At 63.2% G+C, this 21,304-nt stretch carries 15 protein-coding genes and 1 pseudogene; 8 read left to right on the forward strand and 8 right to left on the reverse strand.

Annotated features, from left to right (window positions below; genetic code table 11):
* The first annotated feature begins 33 nt into the window (after positions 1–33).
* On the forward strand, positions 34–1,065 hold the full coding sequence (locus tag ACX0GZ_RS07965) for an alanine racemase (RefSeq protein ID WP_458815282.1): 1,032 nt from the start codon (positions 34–36) through the stop codon (positions 1,063–1,065).
* Between the two features lie 105 nt (positions 1,066–1,170).
* On the opposite strand, the gene ACX0GZ_RS07970 is transcribed toward ACX0GZ_RS07965, so the two are convergent.
* From ACX0GZ_RS07970 to ACX0GZ_RS07980, 3 genes are all read right to left on the reverse strand, one after another.
* Positions 1,171–4,203 (reverse strand): TonB-dependent receptor plug domain-containing protein, encoded by a 3,033-nt coding sequence (locus ACX0GZ_RS07970; protein ID WP_458815122.1) that lies wholly within the window; start codon positions 4,201–4,203, stop codon positions 1,171–1,173.
* A gap of 218 nt (positions 4,204–4,421) precedes the next feature.
* Positions 4,422–5,597 (reverse strand): acetyl-CoA C-acetyltransferase, encoded by a 1,176-nt coding sequence (locus tag ACX0GZ_RS07975; protein WP_458815124.1) that lies wholly within the window; start codon positions 5,595–5,597, stop codon positions 4,422–4,424.
* 37 nt (positions 5,598–5,634) lie between these two features.
* Positions 5,635–6,630: an alpha/beta fold hydrolase gene (locus ACX0GZ_RS07980; protein WP_458815126.1), complete on the reverse strand. Its 996-nt coding sequence runs from the start codon at positions 6,628–6,630 to the stop codon at positions 5,635–5,637.
* An 89-nt stretch (positions 6,631–6,719) separates the two neighbouring features.
* Here ACX0GZ_RS07980 and phaR point away from each other — a divergent pair, with 89 nt between their 5' ends.
* Complete coding sequence (gene phaR / locus ACX0GZ_RS07985) at positions 6,720–7,277, forward strand: polyhydroxyalkanoate synthesis repressor PhaR (RefSeq protein ID WP_458815128.1); 558 nt, start codon at positions 6,720–6,722, stop codon at positions 7,275–7,277.
* 51 nt (positions 7,278–7,328) lie between these two features.
* Here phaR and ACX0GZ_RS07990 read toward each other — a convergent pair whose 3' ends face one another.
* A complete protein-coding gene (locus ACX0GZ_RS07990) occupies positions 7,329–8,687 on the reverse strand; it encodes a formimidoylglutamate deiminase (protein ID WP_458815130.1) in 1,359 nt (452 codons plus the stop codon).
* A 93-nt stretch (positions 8,688–8,780) separates the two neighbouring features.
* Between ACX0GZ_RS07990 and hutI the strand changes: the two genes are divergently transcribed.
* The 4 genes from hutI to hutU all read left to right on the forward strand — a co-directional run bounded on the left by hutI (position 8,781) and on the right by hutU (position 14,038).
* Positions 8,781–9,986 carry an imidazolonepropionase gene (gene hutI, locus ACX0GZ_RS07995; protein WP_458815284.1) on the forward strand — a complete coding sequence of 402 codons (1,206 nt, stop codon included), beginning with the start codon at positions 8,781–8,783 and terminating at the stop codon, positions 9,984–9,986.
* Positions 9,983–11,497, forward strand: a complete 1,515-nt coding sequence (gene hutH / locus ACX0GZ_RS08000) for a histidine ammonia-lyase (protein WP_458815132.1) — start codon at positions 9,983–9,985, stop codon at positions 11,495–11,497. The genes hutI and hutH overlap by 4 nt, the downstream gene beginning before the upstream one ends.
* Entirely contained in the window at positions 11,494–12,315 is an 822-nt protein-coding gene (hutG, locus tag ACX0GZ_RS08005; RefSeq protein ID WP_458815134.1) for an N-formylglutamate deformylase, read from the forward strand. Before hutH ends, hutG begins: the two co-directional genes overlap by 4 nt.
* Positions 12,316–12,376: 61 nt before the next feature.
* Entirely contained in the window at positions 12,377–14,038 is a 1,662-nt protein-coding gene (gene hutU, locus ACX0GZ_RS08010; protein ID WP_458815136.1) for a urocanate hydratase, read from the forward strand.
* Between the two features lie 64 nt (positions 14,039–14,102).
* Here the strand turns inward: hutU and ACX0GZ_RS08015 are convergent, their stop codons facing one another.
* The gene (locus tag ACX0GZ_RS08015; protein ID WP_458815138.1) at positions 14,103–14,636 is read right to left on the reverse strand and encodes a hypothetical protein; all 534 of its coding nucleotides are present in this window, start codon (positions 14,634–14,636) and stop codon (positions 14,103–14,105) included.
* A gap of 250 nt (positions 14,637–14,886) precedes the next feature.
* On the opposite strand from ACX0GZ_RS08015, the gene ACX0GZ_RS08020 reads away from it, so the two are divergent.
* The gene (locus ACX0GZ_RS08020; RefSeq protein WP_458815140.1) at positions 14,887–17,901 is read left to right on the forward strand and encodes a TonB-dependent receptor domain-containing protein; all 3,015 of its coding nucleotides are present in this window, start codon (positions 14,887–14,889) and stop codon (positions 17,899–17,901) included.
* A gap of 200 nt (positions 17,902–18,101) precedes the next feature.
* Here the strand turns inward: ACX0GZ_RS08020 and ACX0GZ_RS08025 are convergent, their stop codons facing one another.
* The 3 genes and pseudogenes from ACX0GZ_RS08025 to ACX0GZ_RS08035 form a co-directional block, all read right to left on the reverse strand.
* Positions 18,102–19,028 (reverse strand): putative 2OG-Fe(II) oxygenase, encoded by a 927-nt coding sequence (locus ACX0GZ_RS08025; RefSeq protein WP_458815286.1) that lies wholly within the window; start codon positions 19,026–19,028, stop codon positions 18,102–18,104.
* Positions 19,029–19,220: 192 nt separating this feature from the next.
* Positions 19,221–19,778: pseudogene (locus tag ACX0GZ_RS08030) on the reverse strand (tetratricopeptide repeat protein); the annotation flags it as partial.
* A complete protein-coding gene (locus tag ACX0GZ_RS08035; RefSeq protein WP_458815142.1) occupies positions 19,775–20,506 on the reverse strand; it encodes a 2OG-Fe(II) oxygenase in 732 nt (243 codons plus the stop codon). The pseudogene ACX0GZ_RS08030 and the gene ACX0GZ_RS08035, both read right to left, overlap by 4 nt.
* Positions 20,507–20,578: 72 nt before the next feature.
* Between ACX0GZ_RS08035 and ACX0GZ_RS08040 the strand changes: the two genes are divergently transcribed.
* The gene (locus ACX0GZ_RS08040) at positions 20,579–21,298 is read left to right on the forward strand and encodes a 2OG-Fe(II) oxygenase (protein ID WP_458815144.1); all 720 of its coding nucleotides are present in this window, start codon (positions 20,579–20,581) and stop codon (positions 21,296–21,298) included.
* Positions 21,299–21,304 lie beyond the last annotated feature (6 nt).

A 21,304-nucleotide genomic window follows, 5' to 3' on the forward strand; every position in this document is an offset into this window, starting at 1 on the left:
AGCGGGATCGGGTAGCGGGCGAATGTGACCTATCTGCCGCCCGCTCCGCTCCGCCTGCGCCTCGACGGGGACGCGCTCGTCGCCAATTGGCGGACGCTGGCGGATGCGAGTGGCGAAGCGGCGTGCGGTGCGGCGGTAAAGGCCGACGGATACGGGCTTGGTGCGCGCGGCGTCGTCACCCGGCTGGCGGCGGCGGGATGCTGCGACTTCTTCGTATCGAACTGGGCAGAGGCGAAGGCGATCGCCGACCTTGGTGTCCCCGTCAGCGTGCTGCACGGCGTCCGTTCCGAGGATATGGGCCTCGCCAAAAGCGGCATCGCGCGGTCGGTTCTGAACACCGCGCGCCAGGTCCAGCGCTGGCGCGAAGCGGGGGGCGGCGTTTGCGATGTTATGATCGATACCGGCATGAACCGGCTGGGGCTGAGCATTGAGGAAGCACGCTCGGGTCTGCTCGACGGGCTGGAGATCGACACGCTGATGAGCCACCTGGCCTGCGCCGACGAAGCGCATGCGCTTAACCGGTTGCAGCTTAACCGTTTCGGGCTGGCCCGCGACCGCGTCCGCGCGCGCCGCTACAGCCTGGCGAACAGCGCCGGCATCCTGCTCGGTCACGACTATGCGTTCGACCTGACGCGGCCCGGTCTGGCGCTTTATGGCGGCGTGCCCTGTGCCGCGGCCGAAGGGCGCATCCGCCAGGTCGTGTTTCCCGAGGCACAGGTGATCCAGCGCCGCCGGGTCCATGCAGGCGACGTCGTCGGCTATAACGCCAGCTGGACCGCGCCCGGCGACGCCGAACTCGCGGTGCTCAACATCGGCTATGCGGATGGCTATCTACGCGGGTTTTCGAACGTGGGAAGCGCGCGCGTCGGCGATGTTGCGCTGCCTGTGCGCGGGCGCGTGTCGATGGATTTGCTGATCGTGGATGTGAGTGCCATGCCGACGGTTGCGGAGGGCGACTGGGTCAGCGTGGATTACGACCTGCGCACTGGATCGGCGCGATCCGAACTCTCGCAGTACGAACTGCTGACAGGGCTAGGCGAGAGGTTCGATCGTCGCTGGGGGTAGCTGGGCAGGGGGATCCCCGCCTTTAGGTCGAATGGCTCTGACGCTTCAAAGAAAAAGGCTCCTCCCAAAAGGGAGGAGCCTTGATCAGTTTGAAGAAGATCGCGATCAGAAACGGCTGGTGACGTTCACGAAGAAGGTCCGACCGCTGTAATCGTACCCGCTGTAAAGCGGGACATTGCCCACCCGGTTATATGACCCTGAAGAGATCTGCGGCAATTCCTGATTGTTGAGGTTACGAACACCAACGGTCAGGCCGAAGTTTTCACCAGTATACCGAACCGAAGCGGAATGGATAAAGTAATCGTCGGCTTCGAAGATGTAGGTGTCGAGGACTGCCTGGGTGGTACCCAAAAACTCGGCAGTGGTCTTGGTACCATCGATCCATTCGACGCCGTAACGGAAATCAAACCTATCGTAGCGGAATCCCGCGTCGAACGATCCAGTCCATTCGGGATTGTTGAGGTTGCCGATCGCATTACGAATGGGATCGGTTGGCAAGGTCCGTGAGAAGCGGTCCTCGAACTTCGTGACACTCGCGCCTAAGCGAAACTGACCGCCCGCCACCGGAACTGTGTAACGCCCAACAAAGTCGATACCGCTGACATTTACCGTCGAAATATTGACGAAACCGGACGTGACCGTCAGCGCAAAGGGTGCCGTTGTCCCGCGCGAGATAAGCGCGCAGGTATCGACCCGTGCTGTAAAGTCCGCAGTCGGACTGTCATAGCACTGTGAGAGGATCGTTCCTGCGGCGAGCTGAGCGACTCCGTTGTTCACTTCTAGGTTGAAATAGTCCGCTGCCAGCGAAAGCCGACCTAGCGACCCGAAATCAGGCTGAACAATGGCGCCAAACGTGTATGTCCGCGAAGTTTCGGACGCCAAGCCGGTTTCTGCGCCACCACGCTGGTTATTTTGGATGCTCGAAGTGGCACGAAAGTCAGGTACCAGACCCAGCGATTGACAGTTCTGGAAACGGTTCGAACTCGCATCAAGCGCGCCGAAGTTGTTACAGGGATCTCCGTTTTGCGATAGGAACCCACTTGTTGCGCCCAAGAACTGCTCGAACAGGGCAGGAGCGCGGAACGACGTTCCATAGCTGCCGCGGAAAGAAAGCTCCCGGATCGGCGAGTATACGGCACCAACCTTATAGGTGAAGTCGTTCCCGTACGATTCATAATTGGTATAGCGGCCCGACGCATTCAGGGTCAGAGCGTAGGCGAAGGGCATATCAGCGAGGATAGGTGCTTCGATTTCACCAAAAGCTTCGAAGACCGAATCCTTGCCACGCGTGATCGCCGAAGAGCTGAACCCATATAGGTTCTGCGTCTGGCTTTCGATCGACGGTGTATCGTCAATGCTGTTCTCGCGATATTCCAAACCAACTGCCGCTTGGACACTGCCGCCGGGTAGGCGGAAGAGGGGCCCGTTGATCAAGCCGGAAAAAACAGTTTCGCGATATTTCGTCGTACCGCGATTATCTTCGGAGATGAAGTTGCGCCACGCTTGGGGAAGTTCGCCACCCACGACTGCGGGGGTTAAAACCGGGCCAGGGACACAGCCACCGATTGGATTCCGGCAGGCAAAGCCGCCGTTGGCAGTTGTCACTACGTCGACGCTCTGCGCGATGCGGCTGGTGATGATGTTGTTCGACAGATATTCGGCGTCAGACCAAGACTTCATGGCGTAGACGTCATATTCCCAACCAAAGCCGAGATTACCCCTTAGGCCGATGACACCGCGAACGAAATCGACTTCTTGGCTCGACTTGACGTTTCCGTAATTGATGAAGCCACGGATGCCAATTGGATTGGTGCCGGTGATACCGCCAGCCTGCGTCGGCAGGAAGGGCGTGGCAAACCGCAATTCGGCTGGAATAAGCGGGCTGCCGAACGGAAGGTCATAAGACAGCTGGCGATTTCCGGTTTGCTCCGATTTACGACGGGTCGCCAGAACTTCGAAATACAGCTTCGCACTTCCCAACGCTTCGAGCGCGTAGTCACCTTGAGCAAAGCCGGTGTAGACTTCGGTTGGGGATACTAGATCACTGTTTAGCAGTGTGGACGGGAAGGTGTCGCGGATGTTGAGATTGAGTGTGCCGCCGCCGACGCATTCATATCCCGGAACCGCACCGGCAGCGCCAGCCAGTGGACGGAATCGATCACAGGTGCCGGTATATCCCACGGGGACACCGGGCGCACGAGTTACCAAGCCGCCGTTGAAAGCTGGAGTACCGATTGTGTTCACCGTCACGCCATTTTCGCCGGTAACGCCGACCGGATAGCATTTAGGCTGACCTGTGCGGGGATCGATAAAATCGGCCGAACCCGGCGCTGCAGTCGCGTTGGTCCGGCGGTAAGTCGTTTGACACCGCGTGAAATCGACATCGCCCAGCGCAATCGCGTCACGTTTAGTATACTCGACGCTGCCGGAAATGTTGAAGCGTTCGCCTGTCGCCCCCCCCAGAAGTGCCATGCGGTAAGTGTTACCAGCTCCAATCTCGTTGACGTTGACCTGGGCATCCATTTCCAGACCGTTGATGCGGCTCCGCGTAACGACATTGATAACACCTGCGACAGCATCCGACCCGTAAATGGACGATGCGCCAGCATTCAATACTTCGATCCGCTCAATCATTGCGTTGGGAATAACATTGAGATCGACCGAACCCACCGAGCCTCTGGAGCCGGCCGGGGACAGGCGTCGGTTGTTCAGGACCGCGAGCGTACGGGTCGCGCCGACGCCGCGCAGCGAAATGGTGTTCGCGCCCGGCCCCCCCTGAGTAACGAAGCCGCCGAAGCTGTTGTTGATCTGTGATGTGCCACCGGTAACGGCAACACTTTGCAAGACTTCCGCTGTCGTTGAGAACCCGGCTTGAGTAGATTCCTCGCGTGTGATGACCTGAATAGGATCGGCATTATTGAATGTGCTGCGGCGGAGGCGCGACCCAACAACCGTGATCTCGCCCTCGGCGGTCGGCCGACCCTGAGAATCAATCTGCTCTTCGTCGTCTCTGTCGTCTTGGCCAGCCGCTGCTTGGGTGGGGGTGGGCGAAGCTGCCGTCTGCGACGATGCCGTGTCTGAAAAAACTAGCGCCGCGCCGGTAAGCGCAGTTGCGGAAAGCAACTTGGTAAATTTCATGTGAGTAGCCCCATTTCCAATCCGGCTGGAACGCCGGTCTAGCGACAGAACAGCCTAAAAATGGGGTGACCGGCAAGGTGAACAGCTGCGGAGCCTTATTTTAACAGTCGGCTGTGGCTGGAATGTCACATACTTGTCACGATAAAAAATTTAGCTTTGAAAATGGCTATATAACAGTAATATTATTGCTACCAGTTGAGTTATATAATTACGCTGGCTCACCCCCGCTCCACACACACCGCGATTCCCATGCCGCCGCCGATGCACAGAGTCGCCAATCCCTTTTTGGCGTCGCGGCGATTCATTTCGTAGATCAGCGTGGTCAGTACGCGCGCGCCGCTGGCGCCGATAGGGTGGCCGATGGCGATGGCGCCGCCGTTGACGTTGACGCGCTCCGCGTCCCAGCCGAGTTCCTTGCCGACCGCCAGCGCCTGAGCGGCGAAGGCTTCGTTGGCTTCGATCAGGTCGAGGTCGGCGATGGTCCAGCCGGCCTTTTCCAGCGCCTTTTTGGAGGCGGGGACGGGGCCGATGCCCATGATCGAGGGATCGACGCCCGCCGAGGCCCAGCTTTTGATCGTGGCAAGCGGCTTGATCCCGCGCTTCGCTGCCTCGTCGGCGCTCATCAGCACCAATGCAGCCGCACCGTCGTTGAGACCGCTGGCGTTGGCGGCGGTGACCGTGCCGTCCTTCTTGAAGGCGGGGCGCAGGCCGTTCACGCCGTCGATGGTCGCGCCCGCGCGGATATATTCGTCCTGATCGACGACGGTATCGCCCTTGCGGCCCTTGATCGTCACCGGTGCGATCTCGTCCTTGAACTTGCCCGCCGAGCGCGCGGCTTCGGCTTTGTTCTGCGAGGCGACGGCGAATTCGTCCTGCTCGGTGCGCGCGATCTGATATTGCTCGGCAAGGTTTTCCGCCGTGATCCCCATATGATAGCCGTTGAACACGTCGGTCAGCCCGTCCTTGATCATCGTATCGACCAAGGACACGTCGCCCATCTTGGTGCCGGGGCGCATCGACTGGGCGTGGGCGGACATCGACATCGATTCCTGACCACCAGCGACGACGATGGCCGCGTCGCCATTCGCAATCGCCTGCATGCCCAGGACGACGGTGCGCAGTCCCGATCCGCAGACCTGGTTGACGCCCCATGCCGGGACTTCCTTAGGAATCCCGGCGGCCATCGACGCCTGACGTGCGGGGTTCTGGCCCTGGGCGGCGGTCAGCACCTGACCCAGGATGACTTCGGAGACGTCCTCGCCTTTGACGCCTGCCTGTTCCAGCGCGGCCTTGATCGCGACCCGGCCCAGTTCGTGTGCGGGGACGCTCGCAAAACTGCCAAGGAAGCTGCCGACTGGAGTGCGCTTGGCGGCGGCGATGACGATGTCGGTCATGGAAGATGCTCCTTGGGATCGAGGGTCGTTTGCGGCGCTATTTAGGAGAGGGAAGCGCAGTTAGCCAGTCCGCCAGCGGTTGCCAAAGGGCGTCGCGCGCGCTGCTGCCGACGATCATGCCGACATGGCCGAGCGTCAGCGGGCGCAGATCGGCGAGGCCCGCGGCGCTGGCGGCGGGCACGATACGGTCGGTGGTAGAGACGAACTCGACTGCCGGGCACAGAAGGTCGGCGGGGCGGATACGCTGTGCGCCCACCCACCATTCGCCGCGCCCGGTCCGGTCGGCGGCAAAGAAATCCTCGAACATCTGGCGCCCGGCGGCATAGGTGAGGGGCGCGCCGCCATTGGCCCAGTCCTCCAGCGCGACGAAGGCGGCGAAGGCAGGGCTGGTCGGGTCGGTATCGGCCAGCCGTTCGAACTTGGCGACGGTGCGCGCGGGGTCCATCCGCCAGAAACCCGATTGCAGCACCTCCATCGGCACCAGGCCCAGCCGCTCGCACGCCGGTTGCGACGCGCGCCACAGGTCGGCGATCTCGGCACGGGCGCGATCGGGAAAGCCGCTGAAATGCCACGGCGCGGCAATGGTCGCGACGGCGGGACTTTCCAGCGCCCGCGCGGCGGCAAGCGCGATGGTGCCGCCCAGGCAATAACCGACCAGCACCGGTGCGGGATCGACGTGCCGCAACAAGGGCAGCAGCAACTGCTCGACATGCGCGGTCACATCCTGATCGCGGTCGGCAGGATCGGGCGTGCCCCAATCGACCAGCATCGGGCGGACGCCTTGCGTCGCCAGCCATTCGAGCAGCGAATTGCCCTGAGCCAGATCGAGCACGAAGGGCGGGTTGATGAGCGAAGGGATGAAGACGACCGGACGCCCCGCGCCGCCATAGTCGCGCAAGCGCGCGCGCCCTTCGGTGGCGATCGCCGGTTTGAGCGGACGGGCGGGCGGGCGCGGCGCGTCCTGGTACGCCCTCAACCCCGCCAGCGCACGCGCACGGGCCGACGGATTTGCTGCGGTGCTTTCGCGCAGCAAATCGAGGAAAAGCGGGAGCGGGCGCGGTCCGTGTTGCGGCGCGTCAAGAAAGGGTGTTAGGGTCGGGTCAATCACCTAAGGGGGCACCCATGCGTAAGTCTGCGACCACCGACGGTCCCGTTATCATCAAGAAATACGCCAACCGGCGGCTCTATAACACCGAAAGCTCGTCCTACATCACGCTCGACCATCTTGCCGGGATGACGCGCGAGGGGCGCGATTTCAAGGTCATCGACGCGAAAAGCGAAGACGACATCACGCATAATGTGCTGACCCAGATCATCATGGAAGAGGAAGCGCGCGGCGGGCACAACATGCTGCCGGTCAATTTCCTGCGCCAATTGATCAGCCTGTATGGCGACAGCATGCAGACGATGGTGCCCGGCTATCTGGAAGCATCGATGGACAGTTTCCGCCGCAACCACGAGCAGTTCAAGACCGCGGTGGAGGGCGCGTTCGCCAATACCCCCTTTGCGGAAATCGCCAAGCGCAACATGGCAATGTTCGAAGCCGCCGCGCAGGCGTTCAAGCCCGGCGAGGGCGGGGCAACAGCGCCAGCCGTCAATGGCAGCAAGGACGACGAGATCGCGGCACTGCGCGCGGAATTGTCGAAATTGCAGGACAAGGTGGAGAAGCTGGGGAAGTAATAGGATACACTGTCTTTGCTTCGCTGCGCTCGCAAAGGCGGCGGAGTGGCGTCAGCCGAGTAGGCGGCTCAGCGTCTCGCGGTAGCGGGCCTCGACTCCCTTGCGCGCCTCGTGCCGTCCGCCTGCCACCACGCACACCCCATGCCGCCACACCCGGTCGATCGCGGCGCGGCCTCCGGCGAACACCAGCGCGTCGATCCAGCCGTCACGGGTACGGCCGATCATCGAGACATGCGTGGGGTCTAAACTGACCAGATCCGCGCTCGCCCCCACTGCGATCCCGCCCGCGACGCCCAGCGCCTGTGCGCCGCCCGCGACGCTTCTCGTGAGCAGGCTTGCGCCGGTCGATGCGCCGCTGTCCGCCAATAGGTTGCGCCCGCGCTGTGTCAGGCGCTGGCCATATTCGAGCAGCCGCAACTCCTCCGCCATGTCGATCAGGACGTTGGAGTCCGATCCGACCCCGAACCTTCCGCCTGCGTCGAGAAACGCGCGCGCGGGGAAGAGGCCGTCGCCCAGATTGGCCTCGGTGATCGGGCATAGCCCGACCACGGCATTGCTCGCGGCGATGCCAGCGACTTCCGACGGCGCGACATGAGTGGCGTGGACCAGGCACCAGCGCTCATCGACGCTTGCATGGTCGAGCAGCCATTCGACCGGGCGCTTGCCGCTCCAGGCGACGCAATCCTCGACCTCGCGGATCTGTTCGGCGATGTGGATGTGGAGCGGGGTGCCGGGACGTAGTGCCGCGAGCGCGGTGATCTGTTCCGGGGTCACCGCGCGCAGGCTGTGCGGAGCGATGCCTACCAGCGCATCGGGCAGGGCGGCAACCGCGCGTTCGCTTGCGTCCAGCAGTTTCGCGAAGCCGTCGAGGTCGTTCACGAACCGGCGCTGGCCTTGGCCGGGCGCGGCGCCCCCGAACCCTGAATGGGCGTAGAATACCGGAAGCAAGGTCAGGCCGGTGCCGGTCTGGTCCGCTGCACGCGCGAGCGCCGACCCCATCTCCGCCGGGTCGGCATAGCCGCTGCCATCGGGGGCGTGGTGGAGGTAATGGAACTCGCCGACGCGGGTGAACCCGCTCTCCAGCATCTCGACCTGCGCCATCGCGGCGATGGCGGTCAGGTCCTCGGGAGTGATGCGCTCCACGAAGCGATACATCGCCTCGCGCCACGTCCAGAAACTGTCGTCGCTCTTGCCCCGCACCTCGGCCAGTCCTGCCATCGCGCGTTGAAAGGCGTGGCTGTGCAGATTGGGCATACCGGGCAGCGCCACCGCATGTCGTTCGTCGTCTCCGTGCGGCGATGCGTCGGTCTCGACGCCAGCAATCCGTCCGGCGGTGACGGTCAGCCGCACGTCCGCCGCCCAGCCGGTAGGCAACAGCGCGTGGTCGAAGTGAAGCGTCGTGTCGGCCATGCGGTTCGTCCGGCAAAGTGCGCAGCCGCTCTACACATCGCGGCGCACCCGTGCCAACAGAGCATAACGAGATTTCAGGGAGTGGAACCTATCCTGCGCTGCGATACGCTGTGGACCGATGCACGGCTGGCGACACTGACGGGTGCCGGGTTGGGTGTCGTAGAGCGCGGATGTATCGCGGCGAAGGGCGGCGCGATCGTCTATGCCGGGGCGGTGGCCGACGCGCCCGCGCTCGACGCGGCGGAGACGGTGGCGTGCGAAGGTCGCTGGATCACGCCGGGTCTGATCGATTGCCACACGCACCCGATCCACGGCGGCGACCGCGCGCATGAATTCGAGCTTCGGCTGGCGGGTGCGTCTTATGAGGAAATTGCGCGCAGCGGCGGCGGGATCGTCTCGACGATGCGCGCGACGCGCGCGGCGGACGAGGAAGGGCTGATCGCTAGCGCGCTTCCTCGGCTCGATGCGCTGATCGCGGAAGGCGTGACCACGATCGAGGTCAAGTCCGGCTATGGCCTGAGCACCGATCACGAGGCCAAGATGCTGCGCGCAGGCCGTGCGTTGGACGAGCATCGCGCGGTGCGCGTCGCGACGACCTTCCTCGGCGCACACGCCTTGCCCCCCGAATATGCCGACGACGCCGACGGCTATATTGCCGCAGTGTGCGACGAGATGCTGCCCGCGATCGCTGCCGAGGGGCTGGCCGATGCCGTCGATGTCTTTTGCGAGGGGATCGGTTTCACTCCCGCGCAGACCGAACGCGTGTTTCAGGCGGCGACGAGGTACGACCTGCCGGTCAAGCTCCACGCCGAGCAACTGTCCAACCAGCACGGCTCCGCGCTGGCTGCGCGATATGGCGCGCTGTCGGCGGACCATCTCGAATATCTCGACGATGCCGGAATCGCGGCGATGGCGGCGGCGGGGACGGTCGCGACGTTGCTGCCCGGCGCCTATTATTTCGTGCGCGAGACGAAGCTGCCGCCGATCGATGCGTTGCGCGCGGCGGGCGTGCCGATCGCGCTCGCCACCGATTGCAATCCGGGGACGTCGCCGCTCACCTCGCTGCTGCTGACGCTGAACATGGGCGCGACGCTGTTCCGGCTGACGGTGGATGAATGCATCGCCGGAGTAACGCGAGAGGCGGCGCGCGCGCTGGGGATGCAGGACCGCATCGGCACGCTGGAGGCGGGCAAGGCGTGCGACCTCGCCATCTGGGACATCGAGCGACCGGCGGAACTCGTGTATCGCATGGGATATAACCCGCTCCATAGCCGGGTATTCGGAGGGAAGATTACGTGATCGTGTTGCGGCCGGGCGAGGTAGGCCTGTCGGACTGGCGGAGCATCTGGGGCGGCGCGCCCGCGCGGCTTGAGGATAGTGCGCATGGGGCGATTGCCGAGAGCGCGGCGGCGGTCGAGCGCATCATCGCGCGCGGCGAGCCGGTGTACGGGATCAACACCGGCTTCGGAAAGCTCGCCAGCGTGCGGATCGACGACGCCGATCTTGCGACGCTCCAGCGCAACATCGTGCTGAGCCACGCGGCGGGAGTCGGCGCGCCGTCGCCCGCACCGGTCGTACGGCTGATGATGGCGCTGAAGCTCGCCAGCCTGGGGCAGGGCGCTTCGGGGGTGAAGCCCGCGACGATCGCGCTCTTGGAGGCGATGCTCGGCAAGGGGCTGGTGCCGGTGATCCCATGCCAGGGCTCGGTCGGCGCGTCGGGCGATCTTGCGCCGCTGTCGCACCTCGCCGCGACGATGATCGGGGTGGGGGAGATCGTGGTCGATGGCGAAACATTGCCCGCCAGCGATGCGCTGGCGAAGGCGGGACTCGAACCGCTCGAACTCGGCGCGAAGGAAGGGCTGGCGCTGCTCAACGGCACCCAATTCTCGTGCGCCAATGCGCTGGCCGGGCTGTTCCAGGCCGAAGACCTGTTCCGCGCCGCGTTGGTGACGGGAGCGATGTCGACCGAGGCGGCCAAGGGTTCGGACACGCCGTTCGACCCGCGCATTCACCGACTGCGCCGCCATGACGGGCAGATCGTGGTGGCCGATGCGTTGCGCGAGTTAATGGCAGGGAGCGCGATCCGCGCCAGCCACGCCGTCGACGATCCGCGCGTGCAGGACCCCTATTGCCTGCGTTGCCAACCGCAGGTGATGGGCGCGTGCCTCGACCTGCTGCGCCAGGCGGCGGCGACGCTGGCGACCGAGGCGAACGGCGTCAGCGACAATCCGCTGATCTTCGCCGACACCGATGAAGCGCTATCGGGCGGCAATTTCCACGCGGAACCCGTCGCCTTCGCCGCCGACATGATCGCCCTGGCGATCTGCGAGATCGGTTCGATTTCCGAACGCCGCGTCGCGATGCTGGTCGATCCGGCGCTGTCGGGCCTCCCCGCGTTCCTGATCCCCAAACCGGGTCTCAATTCGGGCTTCATGATCCCGCAAGTGACTGCCGCCGCGCTGGTGTCCGAGAACAAGCAGCGCGCCTATCCGGCCAGCGTCGATTCGATCCCCACCAGCGCCAATCAGGAGGATCATGTGTCGATGGCGGCGCACGGGAGCCGCCGCTTGCTCGACATGGCGGAAAACCTGCGCGGGGTGATCGCGATCGAATGGCTCGCCGCTGCGCAGGGCTGCGATTTTCACACCGGCCTCACATCGTCCGATGCGCTGGAGGCCGCGCGCGCGATGCTGCGCGCACAGGTGCCGACGCTGACCGACGACCGCCATTTCCACCCCGACATCGCCGCTGCCGCCGCGCTGGTCGATCGGCTGGGCACGGGGTGGGGGCTGCCGGGGATCGAGGCGTGAGCGACTGGCTGCATGTCACGCGCGGAGACGCGCCGCTGATCGTCAGCGTGCCGCATGCGGGGACGCAAATCCCCGACGATCTGATCCCGCGGCTCCATGGCAGCTGGCTCGCCAAGCGCGACGCCGACTGGTGGGTGGACCGGCTCTATGGTTTCGCGACCGGGATGGGCGCGACGCTGATCCGCACCGACATTTCGCGCACCGTCATCGACATGAACCGCGATCCGTCGGGCGCGTCGCTCTATCCGGGGCAGGCGACGACGGGGCTGTGCCCGGTCGAGACCTTCGACGGCGATCCGTTGTGGCTGGAGGGGCAGGCGCCCGACGCGGCGGAGATCGAACGGCGGCGCGCGGTCTATTTCGCTCCCTATCACGCCGCGATCCGCGCCGAGATCGACCGGCTGCGCGCGATGCACCCGACGATCGTCCTCTACGACGCGCATTCGATCCGCAGCCATGTCCCGCGGCTGTTCGACGGCGAACTGCCGGTGTTCAACATCGGCACCGATGGTGGGCGGACCTGCGCGCCCGCATTGCAGTCGGCGGTTGAAGAGGCGTGCGCCGAGACCGGATTGCCGACGGTCAGCAACGGGCGGTTTCGCGGCGGGTGGATCACGCGGCATTACGGCGCACCGGATCAGGGCGTCCACGCGATCCAGATGGAACTGGCGATGCGCGGCTATCTGCGCGAGCCGAAGGGTGCATCGACGCCGGACAACTGGCCGGTGGCGTATGACGAAGCGTTCGCCGAACCGATGCGCGCGCATTTGCGCCGCCTGCTGGATGCGTGCCTGAATTTTGCCGATGCCGCGACATGACACCCCCCTTCGCTCGAAACGAACGGAGGGGGCGAAGACCGAATTTGACTGAGAGACCGACATGAACCGCCACGACAACAGCCGTATCATCCGCGCCGCCACCGGGAGCGATCGTTCCGCCAAGAGCTGGCTGACCGAGGCGCCCTTGCGGATGCTGATGAACAATCTCGACCCGGACGTGGCGGAGAACCCTCAGGAACTCGTGGTTTATGGCGGCATCGGTCGCGCCGCGCGCGACTGGAACGCCTATGACCGCATCGTCGAGACGCTCAAACGGCTCGAGGACGACCAGACCCTCCTGATCCAGTCGGGCAAGCCGGTGGGCGTGTTTCAGACCCATGAAGATGCGCCGCGCGTGCTGTTCGCCAATTCGAACCTCGTGCCGCACTGGGCGACGTGGGAACATTTCGCCGAACTCGATGCGAAAGGACTGGCGATGTACGGTCAGATGACTGCCGGATCGTGGATCTATATCGGCAGCCAGGGGATCGTTCAGGGCACCTACGAAACCTTCGTCGAGATGGGCCGCCAGCATTATGCCGGCGACCTGGCGGGCCGTTGGCTGCTGACCGCAGGCCTTGGCGGCATGGGCGGGGCGCAGCCGTTGGCAAGCGTGATGGCGGGCGCATCGTGTCTGGCGATCGAATGCCAGCCGAGCCGGATCGAGATGCGGGTGCGCACCGGCTATCTCGACCACAGCGCCACCAGCATCGACGAAGCGATGGCGATCATCGATGCGGCTTGCGAGGAAGGGCGCGCCGTCTCGGTCGGGCTGCTCGGCAATGTCGCCGAACTGCTGCCGGAGATGCTTGCGCGTGGCATCCGCCCCGATCTGCTCACCGACCAGACCAGCGCGCACGATCCGGTCAACGGCTATCTCCCCGCCGGGTGGACGCTGGCTGAATGGGCCGAGCGCCGCGAACGCGATCCCGCCAGCGTCGCCGCGGCGGCCAAGGCGTCGATGGCGGTCCATGTCCGCGCGATGCTCGATTTCCAGAGCGCGGGCGTGCCGACCGTCGATTACGGCAACAACATCCGCCAGGTCGCGAAGGACGAAGGCGTCGCCAACGCGTTCGACTTCCCCGGCTTCGTCCCCGCCTATATCCGGCCGCTCTTCTGCCGCGGCGTCGGCCCGTTCCGCTGGGTCGCGCTGTCGGGCGATCCCGAGGACATCGCCAAGACCGACGCCAAGGTGAAGGAGCTGATTCCCGACGACGCGCACCTCCACAACTGGCTCGACATGGCCGCTGCGCGCATCCACTTCCAGGGCCTGCCCGCACGCATCTGCTGGGTCGGGCTGGGCGATCGCCACCGCCTTGGGCTCGCCTTCAACGAGATGGTGGCGAGTGGGGAGCTGAAGGCCCCGATCGTCATCGGCCGCGATCATCTCGATTCTGGATCGGTCGCCAGCCCCAATCGCGAGACCGAGGCGATGGCCGACGGATCGGACGCAGTCAGCGACTGGCCGCTGTTGAATGCGCTCCTCAACACCGCCAGCGGCGCGACCTGGGTATCGCTCCACCACGGCGGTGGCGTCGGCATGGGTTATTCGCAGCATTCGGGCATGGTCATCGTCGCCGACGGCACCCCGGCGGCGGCTAGGCGGTTGGCGCGAGTGCTGTGGAACGACCCTGCGACCGGCGTGATGCGGCATGCGGATGCGGGCTATGCGCAGGCGCGCGACTGGGCGCGGCAGAAAGGGCTGGATTTGCCGGGGGTTTGATTTCCGCTCGGCAACAGCCGCACCCGCTACGCCGAACTATTCTTCGGCGGCTGGGTTCGCGCGCTCATCCCGTTCGCCGAACACGGATCGCAATCTGCCCGTTCACATTGGCCAAGTACGATCCCAGCGCAGCGCGACGAATTTCGATCTTATGGCCGGGGCGTGGATAAATGGCGAGCTTCCGGTCATCGATCTGCGTCCATGTACCCCCTTCTTCCAGTTCGATTGTCCAGCGGCCGCGCGGCAACTGACGTGCCGATTTGATCACCGCACTGAGAGTATCGACCGTTTCCTTATCCGCTTCCTCTCGACCGCCATCGTTGGAAAACAGCCGAGTTGCAGGCAGCGAAAAGCCGAAAAGCGAACGACGCGTCTTTCGAACATCTTCGCGGTCGAGAGCGATCAGATCGCCCTTGACCAGAGCTTCCTGGATGGCCAGCGCCTCGCGATCATAGCAGGCAAGCCGACCCTCTGCGTTGGAAATCTCGCGACACGCTGCCAGCGCCCGCAGCCCCTGCGGGTCCGCTTGAGGCGAAGTTTGCGGTGTGGCGGATCCAGACAAAGCGGCAGCCAGCGCGAGCGATACGACGATTCCCATGATGATCCTCCTGCTGACGCATTCTATGCACTGCAAAAGCGCGCGAGCAAATCGCTTGGCCACCGAGTTTAGGGCGCACCGGGCAATGTGGCAATTTTGCTACAACAAGGTCGCGAAACACCGCTCGCAATCGAAGCCGCATTGCCGCGAACAGGCAATAACGCGTATCACGCCGCTAGAGTGGCGAGAATAAGGCCACCGCATTTCAGCCGTCGCGCAAACGCGATGGCAAAAAGGGGATAAAGAAATCATGCGATCCACTTTACGTTACAAGCTGCTGGCCTCTGCGGTAGTGCTCGGCGCCACCGTGGCGACGCCAGCCCTCGCGCAGGATGTGCCCGCGACCAGCGGTACCGTTCTCGCTGATGAGCAGGACGTTGCGCGGGACGAAGGCTCGATTGTCGTCACCGGTTCGCGCATCCGTCGCGCGGACATCACCTCGACTAGCCCGCTTGCCGTTGTCGCCAGCGAAGAATTCGAGCTGTCGGGCACGGTCAACGTTGAAAACGTGATCAACACGCTGCCGCAGGTCATCCCTGGCACGACCTCGTTCTCGAACAATCCGGGTGGTGGCGTATCGACGCTGAACCTGCGTAATCTTGGTTCGCAGCGTACGCTGGTCCTGGTCAACGACCGCCGCTACATGTTTTACAGCACCAACCAGGTCGTCGATCTCAATACCATCCCCAGCTTCCTGCTGAGCGGTGTCGAAGTGGTGACCGGCGGCGGTTCGGCCGTCTATGGCTCGGACGCACTGGCGGGGGTCGTGAACTTCCGTCTTCGCGACGATCTCGAAGGTTTGCAGGTTGGCGCACAGTACAACCTCACCGAACGTGGCGATGGACGCCGCTTCAATGTGAACATGGCGATGGGTACGCAGTTCGCTGACAACCGCGGCCACATCACCGTTTACGGCGAATATTATAATCGCGGCAGCGTCTTTGCCGGCCAGCGCGATTTTTCGCGCGTTGCATTTGGCGACGGCGCAAACGGTCTGGTTCCGCAAGGGTCGGCAGGTGTTCCTCAAGGCCGTTTCGTAGCATCGCCGACGCTGGCAATCGGTCAAGGTGCAAGCTGCGGCGGCACGGGTAATCCTCCGCGCAATGCAGGCTGTCTCTCCATCGCGGAAGGCACGAACTATCCGGGCGCGGGCGCATTCTTTGGCCGTCCCGGCATCAGCACGCCCTACAACGCTGCTACCGACAGCTACAACTTCGCGCCCGTCAACTATCTGATGGTCCCGCAAGAGCGTTGGATGCTTGGCGGCTATGGCGAATATGAAATCAGCAACAACGTCACTGCCTATGCTGAAGTCAGCTTCATCAACAACCGGGTGCAGAACGAGCTGGCGGCGACGCCGATCACCCAGAATGTCGATTTCCAGCTGGCTGCAATCCAGGGCCTGGTTTCGGCAAACGATTTCGCACAGTTGCAGACCATTGCCGCACGGCAGCAAGCTGCAATTGCGGCGGCCGCTACTCCGGGCTGCGCGGCGATTACGGCGACCAATCCGACCGGCGTGTGCGCGAACCCATTCGGTGCGTTCACCGCTGGCACCGGTCAGTTCGGCGCGCTTCAGCCTGGGTCGGTTCGCCTTCAGGTGAACACGCGTACCACTGCGATCAACGCACGTAACGTTGAAGACGATCGCAACGCTTATCGCGTATTGGGCGGTGTTCGTGGTAACATCACCGGGGATATCAATTACGACGCGTACTACATGTACTCGCGCACCCGGAACGCCTCGGTTCAGCTCGGTAACGTGTCGCGCAGCGCGTTCACGCGCCTGGCGGCGAACGGTACGTGTAACGTCTTCGGTGAGAACCAGCTGAGCGACAACTGCATCAACCAGATCTCGATCCTGGCGCAGAACGGCAACATTTCCGAACTGGAAGTTGCTCAGGCAAGCGTAAACGGCCCGCTGTTCACCCTGCCGACTTCGGACGTTCCGGTGCAGTTTGCAGCCGGTGTCGAATGGCGTCGCATGGGCAGCCGCTTCATTCCCGACACGGCGCTGTCGTCGGGTGACGTGGTTGGCTTCAATGCTGGTCAGCCGACCGAAGGTTCGTACACTGCGCGCGAAGTATTCGGCGAATTGAACGTCCCGGTGGTTCGCGACAACTTTATCCACAGCCTCGAACTTGACGGGTCGTTCCGCTATTCGGACTACTCGCTGGAAGCTGTTGGCGGGGTTTGGGCTTATGCTGGCGGTGTCCGTTTCGCACCGATTCAGGACATCACGTTCCGCGGTCAGTATCAGCGCGCAATCCGTGCACCCAACGTCGGCGAATTGTTCGGTGGCCAGTCGGTGGGCTTCCCGGCTGCGACCGATCCGTGCTCGGATCGGACGCCAGTCGCTGGCCGTACCGAACAGTTGCGCGCACTTTGCGTCGCAACCGGCGTACCGGCGGGTAGCGTGTTCCAGAACTTCATTCAGCCAAACGCGCAAATTCAGGGGGCCTTCGGTGGCAACCCGAATCTGACCGAAGAAACGGCTGACACCTGGACGGCGGGCGTGATCTTGCAGCCGCGGTTCATTCCCGGTCTGACGGCCCAGATCGATTATTACAACATCAAGATCGACGACGCGATCGCGGTTGCTGGCGGCGGCGTCGCCAACATTCTGAACCTTTGCTATCTGACGATCGCCAACGCGAACAGCGCACTTTGCGGCCTGATCTCGCGCGATTCGCAGGGGGTCATCTCCGGTCCGCCGTTCGTCGTGCAGGCGACCAATGCAAACCTTGCTGCGCTTGAAGCGGAAGGGATCGACTTCTCGGTCGACTACTCGCGGCCGCTCGGCTTCGGTCTGATCGGTGAAGACGCTCGACTGAGCTTCAACTTCCTCGGCACCTACACGCTGAAGAATAACTTCACGCCTCTGGTCGAACTGCCGGACGATGTTGTCGAATGCGCAGGTCTGTACGGTCTGACGTGTGGCCAGCCCACCCCGGAATGGAAGTGGACCAGCCGTCTGTCGTTGATCGACGGTCCGCTCACGACCAGTGTGCGGTGGCGTCATGTCGGCAAGACCGAAGCAGACAGCCCGACGTATTTCGTGCAGGAAATTGATGCCTATAACCTGTTCGACCTTACGTTCGGCTTTGCCGTCACCGACAATTTCAGCATGAACGTCGGTGTGAACAACATCTTCGACAAGCAGCCGCCGATCCTTGGTGCGGGTGCTGAACAGAGCAACACTTTCCCTGGCACGTTCGACGTGCTTGGCCGTGACTTCTTCGTATCGGCGCAGTTGCGTTTCTAAAGCGAAGAACCACAAACCTTTGGAACGGCGGGCCGAAAGGCCCGCCGTTTTTTTATGTTTTTACGTCGCGGTGACCGGCTGCACATGGATCAAAGTCGCCACATTGCATCCGGCGATGCATATGCATGCTCCGATCGGTTCTTTGCTGTTGGGTCGGCCGCACGGAATCGTCTTGGCGACCCAATAGTGACTTGGGCCGATCAGGCTCGGGCGACGTCGAATGCGACGCTTAGACGTTTCCCTGCGGAGAAATGGCGCGTTCCATGATATAGCGTGCTGGGAAAAAGCGCGCAGTAACCCTCGCTTGGCTGAATGACGGCGATCGGCGGAAGATCGATGCGGAGATCGGGCGGGGGTCTGCCCAATTCCAGTGCGCCGGTATTTACAGCGTCATCGGTCCGGTCAGGCACGATCAGATGCGCCGCCGAAGATAATATTCCCAGAGGATGGATGTGTTCGGTGTGCCGACCGGAGCCCGTCAGTCTGATCGACCAACTGCCAACGATCCGCCAGGGAGTGTCGCGGTGGCGCAATAAAGGATGTTGGAGATCGGCAGCAGGCAGTAATTGCTGGTGTCGAACGACCGCATCGGCGACGCTCTTGGCGAGGCGTTCGATGATGGGCTCGCATCGATCGAACAAGCCGCCACGCGTTTGCGTGCCGTTCCGTACTGACTGGCCGATGGGCCACCCCGCATAATCATGAAGTTGGTCGAGAAACGCGACGAGTTCGGAATGCTCAGCCCGATCGATCCCGAGAGGCTGGGTTCCGATCAGTCCGGGCTGACCGTGCAGCCAGTGATGCCTTTGGTCGCCCAATAGCCGCCAGGCGATGTCGCGTAGCGCCCAGGCGCCGATTGCGTCGGGCTGGTTGGTCGTCACACGCTCAAGCAATGCCTCCGCCTGTTTGGGCTTGCGCAGGCGCAACAGATGCCGCGCCTCATGAAGATGGCGCTCGTCTGTGTCGAGCGTGAGCGACCCGAATATCCGTTCCGCACGAATGTCGTCTCCGCCCTCACCGGCATATACCGCTTCGAGCAGGGAAAAATCGCGATTGTCTGGAAAGCGATTGCGTGCGGTCGCAGCAACATCGGCCGCTTCGACGAAGCGATCGACGCCAGCCAGCACCCGGCACCATGACCGCATGATTTCGGAATTTTCCGGCTGACGACGGGCGGCTTCGGCATAATGGTCGCAAAATGCCTGTCCGTCGCCCGACGACCAGCGCTGCTGAGCCAGCAATTCAAGCGCGGCGATCCATCCCGGTGCCTGATCCACCAGCGCTTGGGCGATCGTGCGAGCGCCCGCAGCGTCTCCCTCCATTTCCAATGCCTGGGAATGGCCGAGCCAAAGTTCGGCATCGCCCGGCGTTACAGACAGCGCTTGCTTGAAACGCGCTACGGAGTCGGCTTCGCCACGCTCGAGCGCGATCCTGGCCCGCCCATGCAGGGCACGAGGATGTTGCGGGGCGAGCCGAAGGCAATTGTCGTAGCTGAAGGCAGCCGCAGCACGGTCGTTGCACGTCCGTTCGATCCCAGCGCGTGCCGACCAGTATCGCGGATCGGATTTCGCCTGTCGTTCGCCGGCTTTGAGGATGGCGAGCGCATCGGACGGTCGATCAAGCGCGGCCAGAGTGATCGCTCGGTTGACGACAGCTTCGCCATATTCCGGCATTGCGCGAACCGCTGCTTCGAAATAGCCGAGCGCGGTATGATGTTCGCGACGTCGGGCATGATAGCTGCCTGCACTGTTGATGAGGGCGGCATCGCCGGGGTATTTCGCCACGGCATCGGCGAACAGGCGTGCAGCCTGTTCCACCTGTCCCGCGCGTTCCGCAGCGAGCGCGCTTTCGCGAAGGCTTGCAGCGGAAATGGTCACCGGTCGCGGAACCAGCCAGTGATCGCGAACCGGCCCATCGGCGCGAAGGGTGGCACATAACTGACATTATGAAGCTGGGGCACGCGCAACAGGTTGAGCGCATTGAACCGCGGTCGCCAGCCCTGAACAATGTCGCCATCATCGTCGAAGAAATTTAGATATCCCCCCCAGTCGGGTTTCCATTCGGGATCAGCGAAATTCAGGACATAGGCGACCTGCCACCCTTCCGCGACATGGCTGTCGTTATGGATCGACAGAAAGTCTCCGGGAGCGAAGCAGGTTGCTTGCGCGTCCGCCTTAAGGAGTTCGGCAATGCCGGTAATTTCGCGGACGAGATTCAGGAACGGTTCGGCATTTATATATTCGAGCAGAAGATCATGGGGTCCATCGGGTGACCAGCGTTCGAGATAGGCGTCGAGGAGCGGATATTGGTTGAAGCGCACGCCATAACCGCCCGCTGCGGCCGTGCGGTGGATGTCGGTGGCGATATCCCGGCGGTGGTCCGGGCTGCTCGTTCTCAAGGCATCTTGACGCATCATGACGGCGGGCTTGCCATCGACCTTGTAGGCAAACCCCCAAGGGGTTTCGCGTTGTAGAATCCCGCGGATCGTGGTTGCCGTCTCGGCGGTCAGTACCTCGCGCACCTGCACGCGGCCATCGCGTACGAAACGCGCAGCCAATTCGCTCCGTTCTAACGTCGGATTGATCTCGAAAAGTTTCTGGCTCATCCGTCGAACTCGATTCCCATCAACTGGCATGCTCTTTCGCGGCGGCGCGAAAAGTGCAATGGCTTCGGCACCGTGAAGCCGACCGACTTTGCCCTGAATGCTTCGCTTGATGCAAATGCGCTGGCCCGACGATATGCCGAACGGGGCCGCGTCAGAATCACGGATTTTTTACGCGAGGATGTCGCGGCAGCGCTGGCGCGCAAACTACGCGGCAGGACCGATTGGCACTGGGTGATGAACAGTGGCGACAAGGTTTTCGAATTGACCCGCGATTCGCGTGCGGCGTTGTCCGGCGATCAGGCCAGTGCACTCGATGATGCGACCTATGCGACGGCGCGGTCGGGATTCCAGTATCGCTTCGAAACGCTGCGCGTGCCCGATGACGATGCAGAGAGAACAGCCAGCGACGACGTTCTGGCTGCATTCGCGACCTGGCTATCGTCACCCGAGCCCATCGCGTTGCTGCGCCGGGTGACTGGCGCCCAGACCATCGACTTCGCGGACATGCAGGCGACCGCATACGGACCTGGCGACTTCCTGACTGGGCATGACGATGCGGTGGCAGGTAAGCAACGTCATGCGGCCTACGTGCTAGGACTTAACCCGACATGGCGGATCGAATGGGGTGGATTGCTTCTGTTTCATGGTGCCGACGCGAGTGTTCAGGGCCAGATGCCCGCGTTCAACACGCTTGATCTGTTTTCTGTGCCCCAGTTACACAGCGTATCCGAAGTGACGCGGGCTGCAGCCAACCGGCGATACTCTATCACAGGCTGGCTGCGGTCGCGCTAGCCCGCC

The organism is Sphingomonas aestuarii, from assembly GCF_054457155.1.

Coding starts and splice junctions, on each gene's coding strand:
- ACX0GZ_RS07970 (WP_458815122.1), bottom strand. CDS start 4,203: ATGAAATTTACCAAGTTGCTTTCCGCAACTGCGCTTACCGGCGCGGCG.
- ACX0GZ_RS07975 (WP_458815124.1), bottom strand. CDS start 5,597: ATGACCGACATCGTCATCGCCGCCGCCAAGCGCACTCCAGTCGGCAGC.
- phaR (WP_458815128.1), top strand. CDS start 6,720: ATGCGTAAGTCTGCGACCACCGACGGTCCCGTTATCATCAAGAAATAC.
- ACX0GZ_RS07990 (WP_458815130.1), bottom strand. CDS start 8,687: ATGGCCGACACGACGCTTCACTTCGACCACGCGCTGTTGCCTACCGGC.
- hutU (WP_458815136.1), top strand. CDS start 12,377: ATGAACCGCCACGACAACAGCCGTATCATCCGCGCCGCCACCGGGAGC.
- ACX0GZ_RS08015 (WP_458815138.1), bottom strand. CDS start 14,636: ATGGGAATCGTCGTATCGCTCGCGCTGGCTGCCGCTTTGTCTGGATCC.
- ACX0GZ_RS08020 (WP_458815140.1), top strand. CDS start 14,887: ATGCGATCCACTTTACGTTACAAGCTGCTGGCCTCTGCGGTAGTGCTC.
- ACX0GZ_RS08035 (WP_458815142.1), bottom strand. CDS start 20,506: ATGAGCCAGAAACTTTTCGAGATCAATCCGACGTTAGAACGGAGCGAA.